Source organism: Flavitalea antarctica (assembly GCF_054461535.1).
This window is the reverse complement of the sequence record NZ_JBTLQG010000017.1, coordinates 1-15,614: the sequence shown is the minus strand read 5'-3', so window position 1 is coordinate 15,614 and position 15,614 is coordinate 1. Positions and strand designations below refer to the sequence as shown.

The 15,614-nt window shown below is 44.2% G+C and carries 9 protein-coding genes; 6 read left to right on the top strand and 3 right to left on the bottom strand.

Annotated features, from left to right (window positions below; translation table 11 throughout):
- Positions 1–142: 142 nt before the first annotated feature.
- From ACX0G7_RS15650 to ACX0G7_RS15635, 4 genes are all read left to right on the top strand, one after another.
- Complete coding sequence (locus tag ACX0G7_RS15650; protein ID WP_458924441.1) at positions 143–1,558, top strand: glycogen synthase; 1,416 nt, start codon at positions 143–145, stop codon at positions 1,556–1,558.
- A 46-nt stretch (positions 1,559–1,604) separates the two neighbouring features.
- The gene (locus tag ACX0G7_RS15645) at positions 1,605–2,879 is read left to right on the top strand and encodes a glucose-1-phosphate adenylyltransferase (RefSeq protein WP_458924440.1); all 1,275 of its coding nucleotides are present in this window, start codon (positions 1,605–1,607) and stop codon (positions 2,877–2,879) included.
- A 155-nt stretch (positions 2,880–3,034) separates the two neighbouring features.
- Positions 3,035–4,438, top strand: a complete 1,404-nt coding sequence (locus ACX0G7_RS15640) for an MFS transporter (RefSeq protein WP_458924439.1) — start codon at positions 3,035–3,037, stop codon at positions 4,436–4,438.
- Entirely contained in the window at positions 4,435–6,288 is a 1,854-nt protein-coding gene (locus tag ACX0G7_RS15635) for a glycoside hydrolase family 13 protein (protein WP_458924438.1), read from the top strand. The genes ACX0G7_RS15640 and ACX0G7_RS15635 overlap by 4 nt, the downstream gene beginning before the upstream one ends.
- 62 nt (positions 6,289–6,350) lie before the next feature.
- Here ACX0G7_RS15635 and ACX0G7_RS15630 read toward each other — a convergent pair whose 3' ends face one another.
- A complete protein-coding gene (locus ACX0G7_RS15630) occupies positions 6,351–7,085 on the bottom strand; it encodes a GLPGLI family protein (protein ID WP_458924437.1) in 735 nt (244 codons plus the stop codon).
- 11 nt (positions 7,086–7,096) lie between these two features.
- Positions 7,097–9,880 carry an outer membrane beta-barrel protein gene (locus ACX0G7_RS15625; RefSeq protein ID WP_458924436.1) on the bottom strand — a complete coding sequence of 928 codons (2,784 nt, stop codon included), beginning with the start codon at positions 9,878–9,880 and terminating at the stop codon, positions 7,097–7,099.
- A gap of 599 nt (positions 9,881–10,479) precedes the next feature.
- Here ACX0G7_RS15625 and glgB point away from each other — a divergent pair.
- Together glgB and ACX0G7_RS15615 are read left to right on the top strand one after the other, a co-directional pair.
- On the top strand, positions 10,480–12,642 hold the full coding sequence (gene glgB, locus ACX0G7_RS15620; protein ID WP_458924435.1) for a 1,4-alpha-glucan branching protein GlgB: 2,163 nt from the start codon (positions 10,480–10,482) through the stop codon (positions 12,640–12,642).
- Positions 12,643–12,780: 138 nt separating this feature from the next.
- Positions 12,781–13,803: a tetratricopeptide repeat protein gene (locus ACX0G7_RS15615; protein WP_458924434.1), complete on the top strand. Its 1,023-nt coding sequence runs from the start codon at positions 12,781–12,783 to the stop codon at positions 13,801–13,803.
- A 5-nt stretch (positions 13,804–13,808) separates the two neighbouring features.
- On the opposite strand, the gene argS is transcribed toward ACX0G7_RS15615, so the two are convergent.
- A partial coding sequence (gene argS, locus ACX0G7_RS15610) for an arginine--tRNA ligase (protein ID WP_458924433.1) occupies positions 13,809–15,614 on the bottom strand: 1,806 nt, incomplete at its 5' end.

The window sequence follows — 15,614 nt, the reverse complement described above, 5'->3', positions numbered from 1 at the left end:
AGCAATACTCCTGGTTTGAAATTAAGTGCTGAAAGTAGCAAGTTTTTCCCGCCTGAAAAATTTTTTCATTGCTTGATGCTTCATTTACAAAACCTTCCTAAATTGAATTCCTTATTCACTTAAATTCACTAGTTTACTTAGCATGGAAATACTTCACGTTTCGGCAGAATGTTATCCGGTGGCCAAAGCAGGTGGATTGGGTGATGTAGTTGGTGCACTTCCAAAGTATCTTAACCAGATGGGCCACCTGGCTAAAGTAGTCATGCCGATGTATCGCACAAAGTTTCTCTATGCCAATGAATGGGATGTTGTACATAAAGGTGGTACCAACCTCGGCAACTGGTGGTTTGAGTATACTATAATAAAGGAGAGAACAAACAAACTCGGTTTCGATCTTTACCTGCTTGATATCAATGGTCTTCTTGACCGTGAAAAAGTGTATGGGTATGATGACGATACTGAACGCTTTACTGCCTTCCAGATCAGTGTGCTGGATTGGGTCAATGCATGGCAGCATGCGCCTGATGTAATTCACTGTCACGATCATCATACTGCCCTGATACCTTTTATGATGAAATACTGCTACCGCTTTTCAAAAATCAGATCCATATCTTCCATATTGACGATTCACAATGCGGAATACCAGGGATGGATGGGATGGGAGAGAAGTAACCTGATCCCGGAGTGGGATATGTGGCACTGGGGTATGCTGGACTGGAGAAATACCATCAACCCGCTGGCCAGCGGTATCAAGTGCGCAGATAAGGTAACTACTGTAAGTCCTAATTATCTCGAAGAACTGAAATACATGAGTAATGGCCTTGAAGCATTATTCGAATATGAGAAGGGTAAATGCAGCGGTATATTAAATGGGATCGATGCAGATGTATGGGATCCGTCAACCGATACATATATCAGTTACCAGTATGCGCAAAACCAGGTGGAAGCCGGTAAAGCAAAAAACAAAATGCAGCTTTGCGAACGATTCAACCTGGATTTTGATAAGCCATTAATCGTTTTTATCGGCAGGCTCGTTGGCGAAAAAGGTGCTGATCTTCTTCCACAGGTGATCAGTGATACTTTTTATTTTATCGGCAGGAAGATGAATTTCCTGATACTGGGGAGCGGAGAACCGCATGTTGAGAGAGGCTTGCAGGACCTGTTGCCGATCTCACAATATGATTTTAATATTTTTATCGGGTATAACGAAACACTCAGTCACATCATGTATGCAGGTGCTGATTTCCTGCTGATGCCTTCAAGAGTTGAACCCTGCGGTTTGAACCAGATGTACGCGATGCGGTACGGGACGGTCCCGATGGTAAGACGTACAGGGGGACTGAGGGATACCGTAATCGATTTCGGAGATCCCGGTGGTTATGGTATATGTTATGATTACGCAAGTGTTGGAGATATTTCACACGGCGTTTTTCGCGCCGTTGAGCTTTTCAGGGACCGGAAAAAAATGAGTAATATCAGGAGCCAGATCATGCAGCTGGATTTCAGCTGGGAAAGCAGCGTGAAACAATATATTAAAGTGTATACAAGTCTTAGTTAATACTTCAATATATTTACTACAGGGGGTTACTATAAAAACGAAAGTTATGACACAGAAAACGCTTGCTATTATTTTAGGAGGTGGGGCAGGTACAAGATTGTATCCGCTCACAGCCAGCCGTTCAAAACCAGCGGTTCCGATCGCCGGTAAATACCGCCTCGTAGACATCCCGATCTCAAATTGTATCAACTCAGGCATAACGCGGATGTTTGTGCTGACACAGTTCAATTCGGCATCGCTTAATAAACACATCAAAAATACTTATCATTTCAGCGTTTTCAGCAGTGCCTTTGTGGATATTCTCGCTGCAGAACAAACTCCTGACAATCCATCATGGTTCCAGGGTACGGCAGATGCCGTGCGCCAATCGCTCCGGCACCTGAATCAGCACGATTTTGAATACATCCTGATCCTTTCCGGTGATCAGCTTTACCAGATGGACTTCCATGAAATGTTGCAGAACCACCAGGATCTTGGCGCAGACATTACCGTTGCAACGATACCCGTCGGTGACAGGGACGCCCCTGAATTTGGTATCCTGAAATCAGACGACGACAATTTCATCACTTCATTTATAGAAAAACCAAAGCGGGAGCTCCTTCCTGACTGGGTTAGTGACACCGGCGATGAAATGAAGGCCCAGGGCAGAAACTATCTCGCGTCCATGGGTATTTACATCTTCAACCGCAAGTTGTTGTACGAATTGCTGACTGAAACACATAAGGATTCAGCAGATTTTGGAAAGGAGATCATTCCTTCGTCCATTGATAAATACAAAGTGGTTAGTTACCAGTACGGTGGCTACTGGACAGACATCGGAAATATTTATTCATTCTTCGAGGCTAACCTGGCGCTCACACAGGATGTTCCACCATTCAATCTTTTTGATAATTCAAATGCAGTATACACCCGGGCGAGGATGTTGCCTCCGGCAAAGATCAGCGGTACAACACTTGAAAAAACGATCATTGCAGAAGGTTGTATCATCCAGGCCAGCAGGGTAGAAAACAGCGTAATCGGAATCCGCAGCCGCATTGGTCTCGGTACCACTATAGTAAGCAGTTATATCATGGGTACGGATTATTACGAAACGATCGAAGATATGGCTTACTCACAGGAGAAAGGACTACCAAAACTCGGTATAGGTGAGCGTTGTTATATCCGCAATGCCATTATTGATAAAAATTGCCGGATAGGCAATGACGTTCGCATCAACGGCGGGCCGCATCTTGAAAGTGCTGATCACAGTCTTTATACAGTCAAGGATGGCGTAATCGTGGTAAAAAAAGGAGCAATTATTCCTAATGGTTTTGTGATCTGATCAACTAAGACGCAATTTTAGCCAGCAGATAATAATCAGCCAGCCTGTTTTTCAATAAGCGTAGAAGTAAAGCTTCAACTATTGGAAATCAGACTGGCTTTTTTTATATACTTTTATAAAACATGTATTTCATACACGTACATTAAACGATTGTTATGGCGTTGACCCCATCTGCCTCTCCGGCCGCCGTTTCCGCTGCACCGGCGCTTAAAGCTAAACCAAAACTGAATTTCTGGCAGATCTTCAATATGAGCTTTGGTTTCCTTGGAATCCAGTTCGGCTTTGCATTACAAACTTCAAATGCGAGTGGTATCTTAAGAAATTATGGGGCGGATGTGGAGCATTTGTCGTGGTTCTGGCTGGCTGCACCATTGGTTGGGCTTATCGTGCAGCCGATTGTTGGTCATTATAGCGACCGCACCTGGAACAGGCTCGGAAGAAGAAAACCATATTTTCTTGCTGGGGCGATCTTATCAGCCAGCGCCCTGGCACTGATGCCAAACGCAGGTATACTTGGTTCAATTGCACCGCTTGTGATTATCGGGGCCGGTTTCCTGATGATCATGGATGCCTGCTTCAATCTCGCCATGGAACCATTCAGGGCATTGGTCGCTGATAACCTGCCTGATTCACAAACCACCCTTGGGTTTTCTATTCAGACTTCTTTGATCGGGCTCGGTGCGGTTGCGGGTTCTTTTCTTCCCTGGATACTCACAAACTGGTTCGATATTTCCAATGAAGCTCCGGAAGGAGTAGTAGCAGACAATGTTAAGTTCTCTTTTTATATCGGGTCAGCCGTCTTTATCGCCAGCATTTTATGGACAGTAATCAAAACCAGGGAATATCCTCCTTCAGAGTATGAAAGCTATCATGGCAAAAATGAAGACCATCACAAAGGCTTATCGAACATCTTTACCGATTTCAGAAACATGCCCAGGACCATGAAGCAGCTTGGGCTGGTCCAGTTCTTTTCATGGTTTGCGCTGTTTGGTATGTGGGTGTTTACTACAGATTCAATAGCAACACATATTTTCGGACTGCCTATAGATGATAAGAGCTCCCCTGAGTACCGGGAAGCCCAGGTCTGGACCGGTGTGATCTTTGGCGTCTATAATATGGTCTCAACCGGGTATGCATTACTGCTCCCCTATATAGCAAAGAAGACTGGCCGGAAAAACACACATGCGATCTCCCTGGTGATTGGAGGACTCGGTCTGATATCATTTTATTTTGCCCCGAATAAAGAGTTCCTCATATTCTCGATGGCTTGTGTCGGGATAGCCTGGGCCAGTATCCTCGCGATGCCTTACGTAATTCTTGCCAGCTCCATACCTGCTGGTAAAATGGGAATTTACATGGGTATCTTCAATTTTTTTATTACGATTCCGCAGATACTTAATGGTATCATCGGCGGGCCGATGGTGAAATACATTTACGGAAATCAGCCTGTTTATGCTTTAACATTATCAGGCATTTTCCTCCTTTGTGCTGCCGCGAGTGTTATATATGTATACGATCCCGGGGCCATCCGGATTAAACAGGAAACAACAACGCTATGAGGTTTTTATTTGTATGCATTGCTGTCGTTTTTACCTGTGCCGCAATCGCCCAGGATACGGTTAAAACTTATCCTACCCATTGGTGGGTAGGAATGAAAAATACAAAACTCCAGCTTATTATCCACGCACGGAATGTCTCCGCCGGAACCCCAAAGGTTACCATCAGCTATCCGGGCATCAGTGTTGTTTCAACTAAAAAGTTCACTAACCCGGATTACCTTGCGCTGGACCTGAACATCGGAGCCGCCGCCCGGGCAGGAGTCTGCAAGATATCAATAGGAAATACGGTTGCTGGTTCCCGTTATACGATCAACTACCAGTTAAAAACAAAAAATCCGCAGAACGGCCGCACCAGGATACAGGGTATAACCTCGTCAGATTTCATGTATCTCATCATGCCTGACCGCTTTAGTAATGGTGACCCAACGAATGACAGGATTCCGGGGTACAGGGATCAGACTTTGAACCGTAGCGAAATCTTTCATCGGCATGGGGGTGATCTGAAAGGTGTCCAGAATCACCTGGATTACCTTCAGGAGCTTGGAGTAACGGCAGTATGGCTTAACCCGGTGCTTGAAAATGATATGCCCGAAAGGTCAGAGCACGGATATGCATTTACGGACCATTACCAGGTTGATAAAAGACTGGGCGGAAACAGCGCCTATCATGAACTGGTGAATGCTATTCACACAAAAGGAATGAAGATCATCCAGGATGCTGTGTACAATCATGTGGGTAGGGAACATCATCTCTTCCGCTCATTACCTGACAGCTCATGGTTTCACTGGTGGCCAGACTATACAAACACCACTTACAAGGACCAGGTGCTGATGGATCCTTATTCGTCAGATACTGACAGGAAAAAGATGAGTGACGGTTGGTTTGTTCCTTCCATGCCCGATCTCAATCAGAAAAACCCGTTTGTTGCCAATTTCCTTATCCAGCATGCGATCTGGTCAACAGAAGAATACGGGCTGGATGGCTGGAGAATCGACACCTATGCCTATAACGATCTTGACTTCATGAACCGATGCAACAAAGCATTGCTTGATGAATTTCCACGACTGCACCTGTTTGGTGAAACCTGGGTTCATGGAGTAGTGAACCAGGCATATTTTACCAGGAATAAATTTGATATTCCTTTCAAAAGCAATCTGCCCGGGGTCACCGATTTTCAGCTTAACCTATATGGCATCATTCCCTCAACAACCCAGGCTTTCGGATGGACGGAAGGAGTGAACCGGTTATACCAGACAATGGCTAACGATTTTGTATACACGAACCCGTTGAACAATGTGATCTTTCTTGACAATCATGATGTAAGCAGATTTTACTCAGTGGTAGGGGAGGATCTTGCAAAACTTAAAATGGGTATAGCGTGGCTGTTGACATTCCGTGGAATACCGCAGTTATATTATGGAACAGAGGTCCTGATGAAGAACTATGCCAATCCTGACGGGCTTGTGCGTCTTGATTTTCCGGGTGGCTGGCAGGGAGATCAGCAAAATAAATTTGTTGCGGAAGGCCGCACCGCGACAGAGAACGAAATATTCAACTACACGAAATCAATTGCGGTTTTCCGAAAATCTTCTTCCGCACTTAAGAGCGGGAAAACCATGCAGTATGTGCCCGAAGATGGGGTGTATGTTTATTTCAGGTATGATGCGGAGCAGACTGTGATGTGCATTATGAACACTAACGACCGGGAAATGCCCGTTAACGGAAAACGGTTCATTGAAAGAACAGGCAGTTTCACGAATGGAAAGGATGTAATCTCCGGTAACCTCCTTGATATAAAAAATATGATAATAGCTCCTCCGAAAACTGTGCAGGTATTGGTTTTACAATGATCGGGGGGCTACATAGCATGGACAAGATATAGATTCTATGATTAGAACCGGACCAAGACCTTCTATATCGTCAGGAACCAGATATTCTTGTTTGCTTGTTTACCCCAGTCTTTCATGCTTGACTGAAGGGTAGTTTTCAGATTTGCGACATTCGTTTTCTTTCCTTTCGCCGGTTGTTTAAGGTCGCTGTCCTTAACTTCCATCAATTCCAGTTTGGTCGCAAAAAGCGTTACGTGCATACGTGGGATCCCGACCCCCAGTATCATTCCAGGTAAACCATTGAATGACTCAGGTCCCCCGGTGGCAAGGATTTCTTCAGTATAAAATGCAACGATATAGACTGAATCCATAATGATTGTTTCCGCACGCCGGCAAAGGAAGCCTGCAATTTTTCTTGTTTCCTTCGTGATTTTCCAGTTCATTTTTGGAAGTGAGTCCTGGACCAGGAACAACTGTTCAAAAACCTGTTTTGAGCTTGTAAAAATTGCATTATTATAATCATTGTAGACTGTGTTTTCGGACCCTGGAAAATTCTTCCAGTTGTTGGCTTTCAGATCGGTTACTTCGCGCCCAGGCTTATAGACAGATTTGTCCTCCCGGAACACCAGGTCAAAATAGGAGGTAAGGAATTGAGGGGCATTTTTCTTCACATAGTCTCCATACGTTCCCTCATAATCATAAAGCTTATGAAGATTGACTTTACGTTCAAACTCAATTTTTCCGCTGGAAATAAATTTCTGGGCGTAGGTGTTAAGGCCGGCTGACAGTATAAGAAATATTACAACGATCTTTTTCATGAGTTCATTTTTTAATCCCATGGATTGGCAGGTGCTTTTCCATTTTTATTAAAGTTGTAAGTGAGAGAAAGTAACCAGAACCTTCTCAGAGTATCATAAGTTCTTTCAGTGATGTTGGTGCTCGAAATATTTCTCTGGAACCCGATATTCTGGTCAAGAATATCCCTTACTTCAAAACGCAGGATCAACGATTCCTCCTTGAAGAACTTTTTGGCTGCCCAGGCATTCCATTTTACCACATTCAGGTTCCTCGTAAATAAGTCGGTCCTTTCCCTGAGGTCAATACTGCCATCTGTACCAATCTCGAACTTTTTGGGCAGATAAACGGTTGCATTAGGGTTGATATTAGCGGCCCAGTATTTCGTTGCCACCTCGGGCCTGATACTGGATTCCGAGATATTGCGGTTAACAGAACTCCAAAGTCCAAGGTTGACTTTCTTTTGCTTGAAATAATACAGGTTCATGCCAATACCATACCTGCTGTTAGTGTTCACGTTTTTTTCGCCGTTTACAATAGTGTTGTTTTTGCCTGTACTTCCATCTAAATTAAAGTTGACATTAAGATCAAGCTTTTTGATCTTCCAGCCATAACCCATGTACCCGTTGAAATTATAATTACCGTCAACATTCACCGGCGCATAAATCCTTTTGCCAAGCGTGTAGTCAAATTGTTCGGCAGTACCAATGGCATTGTCAATTACATTCAAATTGAGGCTGGCATAAATGTTCCGGCTTGTCAATACTTTATAATCGCTGAAACTGAGCCTGACCTGGTTTCTGAATTCCTGTTTCAGATTCGGGTTACCGCGATAGACGTTAAGTGGATCACTATTGTCACGAAGTGGCTGTAACTGGTCGATGGTAGGTTGCCTGGTATTACCATTATAGTTAAACGTCAGCCGGCGCTGTGGCCCCATTATATACTGAAAGTTGGCCCTTGGAAAAAGATTTACATAATTATAGGTCAGGCTGGTGTCCTGTAAGAGATCTTTCTGATGAAAGTTAGAGTTTGAGATATCAGAACCCAAAGAAAAATTGTATTTCTTTTTATTTACCCGGAAGCTCAATCCTCCGCGGTTTGTCAGCACATCAAACTCATAATCGGTACTCAGTGAATCTACGTAGTCTTCATATTTGCCGTTGACGTTTCCAAGAGTGATCCGTTCCGTTCTGCTGTCGCTGGAAGCCAGGCTGTAATTCGCTTCTACAAAAAAGGTCTTGGTGATAGCCTCGGTAAAAACAACCTTACCGGCAAGGGTAAGGGCATTGTTGTTATTTTCTTTTTTCTGGTTGATTGAATCACGGGATCTTAATGAATTATCCTCATTGAAGTACCGGTTGTCCGACAGGAGAAATCCATCTGCTTCCCGGTTATTATAGGTCTGATTGAAGTTCAATGACATCGTACGACCGGGCTTCTTGAACCGTTTTCTCAGTAAGGCGGTGGTAGTTAAAGATTGATTATCGCTATTATTCAGGCTGATCCTTTCGCTCTGGTTTACTTTCTGAAAATTTTCGCTCTGCGATTCTGAAAGGCTATAATTGAACTGTTCGGTTTTGCCGATTGATCCATTAGCGGTAATCTTAATAGTGGTAAAGGAATCAAGCTGCGCCTCGTAAATCCCGTTGACCAGGTTTCTTAACCGGGATTGCCTGTTGTTGGTTAATTCCGCGCGGTAATACAGGGTATCGGGTAGGATGAATTGCGAGGTTGTCCGCCCGTTGCCAATAGTATTTAATTTATTGAAACGGTAACTTCCGTTCAGCGAGTTTTTGCCTTCATTATACTTGTTAGAATAATGCAGACCTGCACTCCATCCAGTAGGTAAGCCTTCACCATAATAAGAGCCGCCGCCCCCAAAATCATCACTGTTCGACATGTAAAATCCCATCCCGTCATCCATCTCGATCATTTCCGCGCCACTGCTGTAATTATTATTATCCTGCCAGTTAAGACCCGTTTTACCTGTATTGGCCATCGTGCCAAATGCGGCTATTTTTCTTTTGCCCTTAAAGGCGTTTATCATCGCTTCATTCTGAAACCTGTTAGGTAAGCCTCCGCCAACGCTGGCCTTACCGAAATAGCCATTCTTTTTGTTCTCCTTAAGCTTTAGATTCACCGTTTTGGTGCGTTCACCATCATCAATACCCGAAAAAGCGGCCTGGTCGCTTTTTTTATCATAAAGCTGAACGCGCTCCACATTATCTGCCCGGATATTCTGAATCGCAACAGTAGGATCATTACCGAAAAACTCTTCCCCGTCAACCAGTACTTTGGGCACTGACTCTCCCTGGGCGGTGATTTTACCATCTTTGTCAACCTGGAATCCCGGAAGTCTTCGAAGCAGGTCCTCCACAGTAGCATTTGGAGCAAGTTTAAAACTGTCAGCAATAAATTCCGTAGTATCCTTTTTCATCCGGATCGCCCCGAGCGACTGTTTCACTATGACCTCTTCAAGCAACTGGGCCTTGGTGATCATGGGGACTGTTATTTTCGTTATCTCCGACTTCCCGTCCACATCCGCATTGTCAAAGTAATCCGCGTAGTTCGGATGCGTCACCAGCATGAAAAACTTACCCTCGGGTAAGCGGAGCAGACTGAAGTTCCCATCCTTGTCAGTACGGGTGAACTTTACTAAAACAGAATCTGATTTCCTGAGAAGGGCCACAACGGCATTGGAGAGGTTTTTCTTTTCACTGGTATCGGTTACGGTACCCTTGATTGAGGCCGACTGGGCAATACAAAATTGTAAGGACGCAAGGAGGAACAGGATCCCCGCAGCTAGTTTTTTCATTAATAAGGTTTAGCAATTTAAAAGCGGCAATTCCTGTCCAAATAATTCTGCGCTCACGATTGCCTCCCAATATCTTTTATTTTTTAATACTAATCGTTGTAAAAACTTTAAATTAAAGTTAAACGGCATGAAAATTTACACTTTTACACAAATGGCTTGCTATGACTCATATTTTTATAAAATCCATAAAACAACTTTGGTATTTTCTTCTTGTCATGAAGTGCCCGGCTCGCAGGAATGAAGTGTTTCCGCAGACAGCGTAATTAAGGCCCTGAATTCTCAAATTCGGATATCCATAATCCAAATGATAACGATAACTTTATAAGCGGCAAGGCGAGAGAAGTTTTTACCAGAGACCACCCGAAAATAGCCAGGCGCGACACCTTCATTCAAGTAGTATTAAACGCATTCAGGTAGTATTAAACGCACTCAAGTAGTATTAAACGGATTCAAGTATTAAATGGATTCAAGTATTAAACGCATTTAAGTAGTAAACCCATTTAAATAGTTCTCGAAACCATTAAATCCGCAGCCCGGCTACACAAAGTGTCAGCCTTTACAGGTAATTAAACTTCTTACAATTAAACGAAAGCTATTCAGTGAATAAATCATCTAAAAAAGAAGAAAGGAAATCTGAAAAAGGCCAGGATAAAGATTTGGCGAAAAAAACCGATAAAAAAAAACAGAAAGGCGAAATGAAATCCGACAAGTCTTCCCGGGACGATCACGAGCAAGGGAAAGCAAAGCCGGAACAAAAATCAGAAAAGCGCCAAAACGATAAAAAATCTTCATCAAAAAAATCTAAACCCGCTGACGTGACGATGATAAAATATGAAGACATACATTTTGTAGACAGTACAAAACCGGTCTGGAACTATTCGATGCTTTCTGAGGAGGATATTACCAATTTTCAGAACGGAACCCACTATCGGTTATATGAGATACTCGGATCGCATCAGCAGACCGTTTTGAACAGGGAAGGATATTATTTTGCGGTCTGGGCCCCGAACGCAACGTATATCTCGGTAATCGGGAACTTCAACGACTGGGACACAACTTCACATCCATTATTTGTAAGGCTCGATAAATCGGGAATCTGGGAAGGGTTTATTCCGGATGTTCCCAAAGGCGAGTCATATAAATATCATATTCATGGCTTTGAAGGCCGCAAGATGGATAAAGGTGATCCTTATGCGAATTTCTGGGAGAAGCGGCCACTGACTGCCTCCATCACCTGGAACCTGGATTATGACTGGCAGGACGAGGAATGGATGGAGAAAAGGGGAAAACACAATGCCCTGGCTGCTCCGTGGAGTGTGTATGAAATTCACCTTGCAAGCTGGATGCGGCCAAACAAGTTTGATGAAGAATCGTACAATACATATGATGTAATCCGCGAACACCTGGTTCCATATCTTTCAGAGATGGGTTTTACCCATGTTGAATTTATGCCCGTTATGGAACATCCATATGATGGCAGCTGGGGTTACCAGGGAGCAGGTTATTTTGCGCCTACCTCGAGGTTTGGATCACCGCAGGATTTTATGCGCCTGGTTGATGAACTTCACCAGGCGGGTATCGGAATTATTCTCGATTGGGTTCCTTCGCACTTTCCATACGACTCCCATGGACTGTTCATGTTCGATGGCAATCACACCTATGAATATGCTGACATGCGGAAAGGATTCCATCCGGACTGGAACAGCTACATATTTAATTACAGAAGGGGAGAAGTCAAGTCATTCCTGATCAGCAACGCCCGTTTCTGGATGGAGAAATTTCACGCAGACGGGTTAAGGGTTGATGCGGTGAGCTCGATGCTGAAATTGAATTATTCAAGAACGCACGGACAGTGGGAGCCCAATGAACAGGGCGGTGACGGCAACCTGGAAGCTATTGCCTTTATCAAGGACCTGAATGAAACCCTGTACAGGGACTTCCCCGATATCCAGACGATAGCCGAAGAAGCAACTGACTGGCCCGGCGTTTCCAAACCTACATTTGCCGGCGGCCTTGGATTCGGGATGAAGTGGATGATGGGCTGGATGCATGACACGCTGAATTATTTTAAGATGGATCCGTATCACCGGGAACATTACCAGGATAAGTTTGCTTTCAGCATGATGTATTATTATGATGAAAATTTTATGTTGCCCCTAAGCCACGATGAGGTAGTTCATGGAAAGTCACCCATGTTGTATAAAATGCCCGGCGACGACTGGCAAAAGTTTGCAAACCTGCGTGCGATGTATAGTTACATGATCACGCATCCCGGAGGTAAGCTGATATTTATGGGTGATGAATTTGGAGCCACCAGTGAATGGAACCATAAGTCTGAATTGCAATGGGAGCTGCTGCAGTATGACAGTCACCGTTTACTGAAGGATTGCGTTCGTGACCTGAACCTGTTGCTTCGCAGCCAGCCGGCATTATATGAGAACCAGTTTAATATTTATGGGTTTGAGTGGATCGATCTGAACCATAGGGCGGAGTGTGTGATTGCGTATAGAAGAAAGGGCAAAAAGCCCAAAGATGATCTGCTGGTTGTTCTTAATCTTAAGCCCGAACCCAGGCATAACTGGAAACTTTATGCGAATGATAAACCCGCCTGGGAGGAAATTTTCAACAGTGATTCTAAAAAGTATTGGGGAACAGGTGATGTGTTCAATCCGGCTATAACGTGCAGGTTGGTAGATGAAAAAGAAAAGAAATATGAATTAAATCTTCATTTACCACCGTTAGGCGTAATTGTATTGAAATAAATGATTATTAATGGCCAGCAAATGGCAGTGTTTTTGTACAAGGGCAGGTGTGAATAAAGTGTCGGATTGGAGCACAATGTGAAGATTGATTTTGCGTTTTACAATGTATCTGTTCACCATTTTTTACCTGTCCATCCTATGTATAAAAATCTTTTACTAATCATTGCGATTTCATCCGCAGGCATTACGGCAACAAGTCAGTCTTCCGACAGTTCCGCATACTATTTCCAGAAAGGCACCGAACTCCAGGCCGAGCGTAAATTTCGCGAGGCTGAAAAGTGTTTCTTAAAGGCAGACCAGTTTAAGTCGAACCAGGCGAACATCCTGACCGCACTTGCATCTTCATATCTTTCTCAAAACCGTTATGGTGAAGCGAAGGCTCAATTAATAAAAGCCGACCTTGCTGCCCCGGATAACCAGGATGTGATTTCTCAGCTGGCTGAATTATCCCTTAGCCTGAGACAGTGGCCGGACGCCGTCAAATACGCCCAGAAATTACAACAGCTGAAATCTGAAAAGCCGGTAAGTTTCATTATTGCCAAAAGCCTATACGAGCAGGAGAATTATGGTGAGGCATTAAAATACTGCGAGAAAGCATTTAAGGAAGATCCAAAACGTGCCGAAGTTCCCTACATCGCTGGCAGATGTTTTATTGAAATGAGCAATTATAAAAGAGCCGCAGGTTGTTTCGAACAGGCATTGGCTATTGATTCAAGTCGTGCCGGCTGGATGTATGAAGCCGGTCTCACATATTATGCGGTTCCTGATGATAAAAAAGCAATTTTCTGGTTTGAAAAGGCTGGCGAAAAAGGTCACCCGCGTTCAAATGATTACCTCGAGAATCTCGGTAATGCTCATATGAATGCCGGCAACTTTGAAAAAGGCCTCTCTTACTATAAAGAGGTACTTGTTAAAAAGCCATCCGACCAGGAACTGATCTATAATATTGCCGATGCCTATTACCGGAACGGTAAATACAAAGAGGCGATTGACTACTGGGACCAGGTGCTCACCATTGATAAAACAAACGCACGCCCCCTTTATATGATAGGAATGGCTTACCAGAAGGCCGGTGAAACCGCCAAGGGCACCCAACTTTGTGACAGGGCGATCGCTATGGATCCTTCACTGAAATCACTGAAGACTGAGAAAAAAATGTAATTGTATTACATTCTCTCTGGTGCTCGGATCCCAAGGATGGCCAATGCGGATTGAATGATATTCGCGGTCATCTGGGCAAGTTGTAGCCTGAGCTCCTTTTTCTCCGGTGTTTCTGCTGTCAGCACTTTATGAACGGTTACAAAACTGTTCAGGGTCTGCGACAGCCGGAAAACATATGTGGCCAATGCCGAAGGATTCATTTCTATCCGGGCTTCCTGCAGGACGGAAGGGTATTTCTCAAATTCAACGATCAGTGATTTCTCAAGAGGCAGCAACTCCTTCGAAGCAAAATTTCCGGTTGGCATTTCTTTGCGCAGAATAGATTTTGTCCGGGCATAACTAAACTGAATAAAAGGTCCGGTAAAACCATGGAACTCGATTGACTCTTCGGGGTTGAAGACCATTTTCTTTTTGGGATCCACCCTGAGCAGAAAGAATTTCAAAGCCCCAATGCCGATGGTGTCATAAAGTGCCTCAAGCTCTGTCTCGTCGAAATCAGCGGTCTTTCCCAGCTCTTCTGTTTTTTCCTTCGCGATCCTGATCATCTCATCCAGCAGGTCATCAGCGTCAACCACTGTTCCTTCACGGCTTTTCATTTTGCCGGTGGGTAACTCAACCATGCCGTAGCTCAGGTGATATATTCCGTCAGCCGAAGGCAATCCAAGCTTCTGACAAATGAGTTTAAGCACCTTGAAATGATAATTCTGTTCATCGCCAACCACATAGATACTTTGATCGGCTTTGTATTCCTTGTATTTGTGTACCGCGAGACCAATATCCTGCGTGATATAAACAGAAGTTCCGTCACGCCGGCGGACAATCTTTTGATCAAGACCATCTGCGGTCAGGTCTATCCACACGCTTCCATCTTCTTTTTGATAAAATACTCCGTTTTGAAGCCCCTGGTCAACCAGGTCCTTTCCGAGGAGATAAGTGTTGCTTTCATAATAAATCTTGTCGAAATCACTCCCGATTCTTTTATAGGTGACCGAAAACCCATCGTACACCCATTTGTTCATAATATTCCAGAGTGCCAGGGTTTCAGGGTCCCCCTCTTCCCATCGCACCAGCATATCCCGGACTTCTTTCATGATCGGGGTATTGTTGCGGGCAATTTCCCGGATCTCGTCATGGATATCTGCCTTTTTAGCCTCATCGGTCCGGGGATCATCGAGCCTTGTAACAAGTGTTTTTAACTTCGCCACATCTTCCTCAGGAAATCCGGCAAAATTCTGCTGCATAATGTTGGCGAGTACCGGGGCTGTCTGTTGTTTCAACTCGTTTTCGAACATCACGTAATAATCGCCTACAAGATGATCACCCTTGATGCCGGTTCCCTCCGGGCTCGCGCCATTCCCAAACTTCTGCCAGGCCAGCATAGATTTACAGATATGTATGCCCCGGTCATTGACGATTGCCGTTTTGATGACCTCAAATCCATTAGCCTTAAAGATCTCGGCAATACTCCAGCCCAGGAAATTGTTCCGAAGGTGCCCGAGATGTAGCGGTTTGTTTGTGTTGGGAGAGGAATATTCAACCATCACTTTTTGACCATTCGCGGGCATACGGCCATATGAAGGATCATTATATGAGCTGGTAAGAAAATCAACCCAGTAATTATCGGAAATGGAAAGATTGAGAAATCCTTTTATCAGGTTGAACCGCGAAAACAGCTGTGGATAGGCGGACAAAAGCCTGTTGCCTAATTCGTTTCCAAGGGCTTCGGGAGACTTTTTCAGGGGTTTTAACAGAGAAAAAAGTACCACCGTAAACTCTCCTTCAAACTCAGGTTTAGTTTCATTGACCTGGAT

Coding starts and splice junctions, on each gene's coding strand:
- ACX0G7_RS15650 (WP_458924441.1), top strand. CDS start 143: ATGGAAATACTTCACGTTTCGGCAGAATGTTATCCGGTGGCCAAAGCA.
- ACX0G7_RS15645 (WP_458924440.1), top strand. CDS start 1,605: ATGACACAGAAAACGCTTGCTATTATTTTAGGAGGTGGGGCAGGTACA.
- ACX0G7_RS15640 (WP_458924439.1), top strand. CDS start 3,035: ATGGCGTTGACCCCATCTGCCTCTCCGGCCGCCGTTTCCGCTGCACCG.
- ACX0G7_RS15635 (WP_458924438.1), top strand. CDS start 4,435: ATGAGGTTTTTATTTGTATGCATTGCTGTCGTTTTTACCTGTGCCGCA.
- ACX0G7_RS15630 (WP_458924437.1), bottom strand. CDS start 7,085: ATGAAAAAGATCGTTGTAATATTTCTTATACTGTCAGCCGGCCTTAAC.
- ACX0G7_RS15625 (WP_458924436.1), bottom strand. CDS start 9,880: ATGAAAAAACTAGCTGCGGGGATCCTGTTCCTCCTTGCGTCCTTACAA.
- ACX0G7_RS15615 (WP_458924434.1), top strand. CDS start 12,781: ATGTATAAAAATCTTTTACTAATCATTGCGATTTCATCCGCAGGCATT.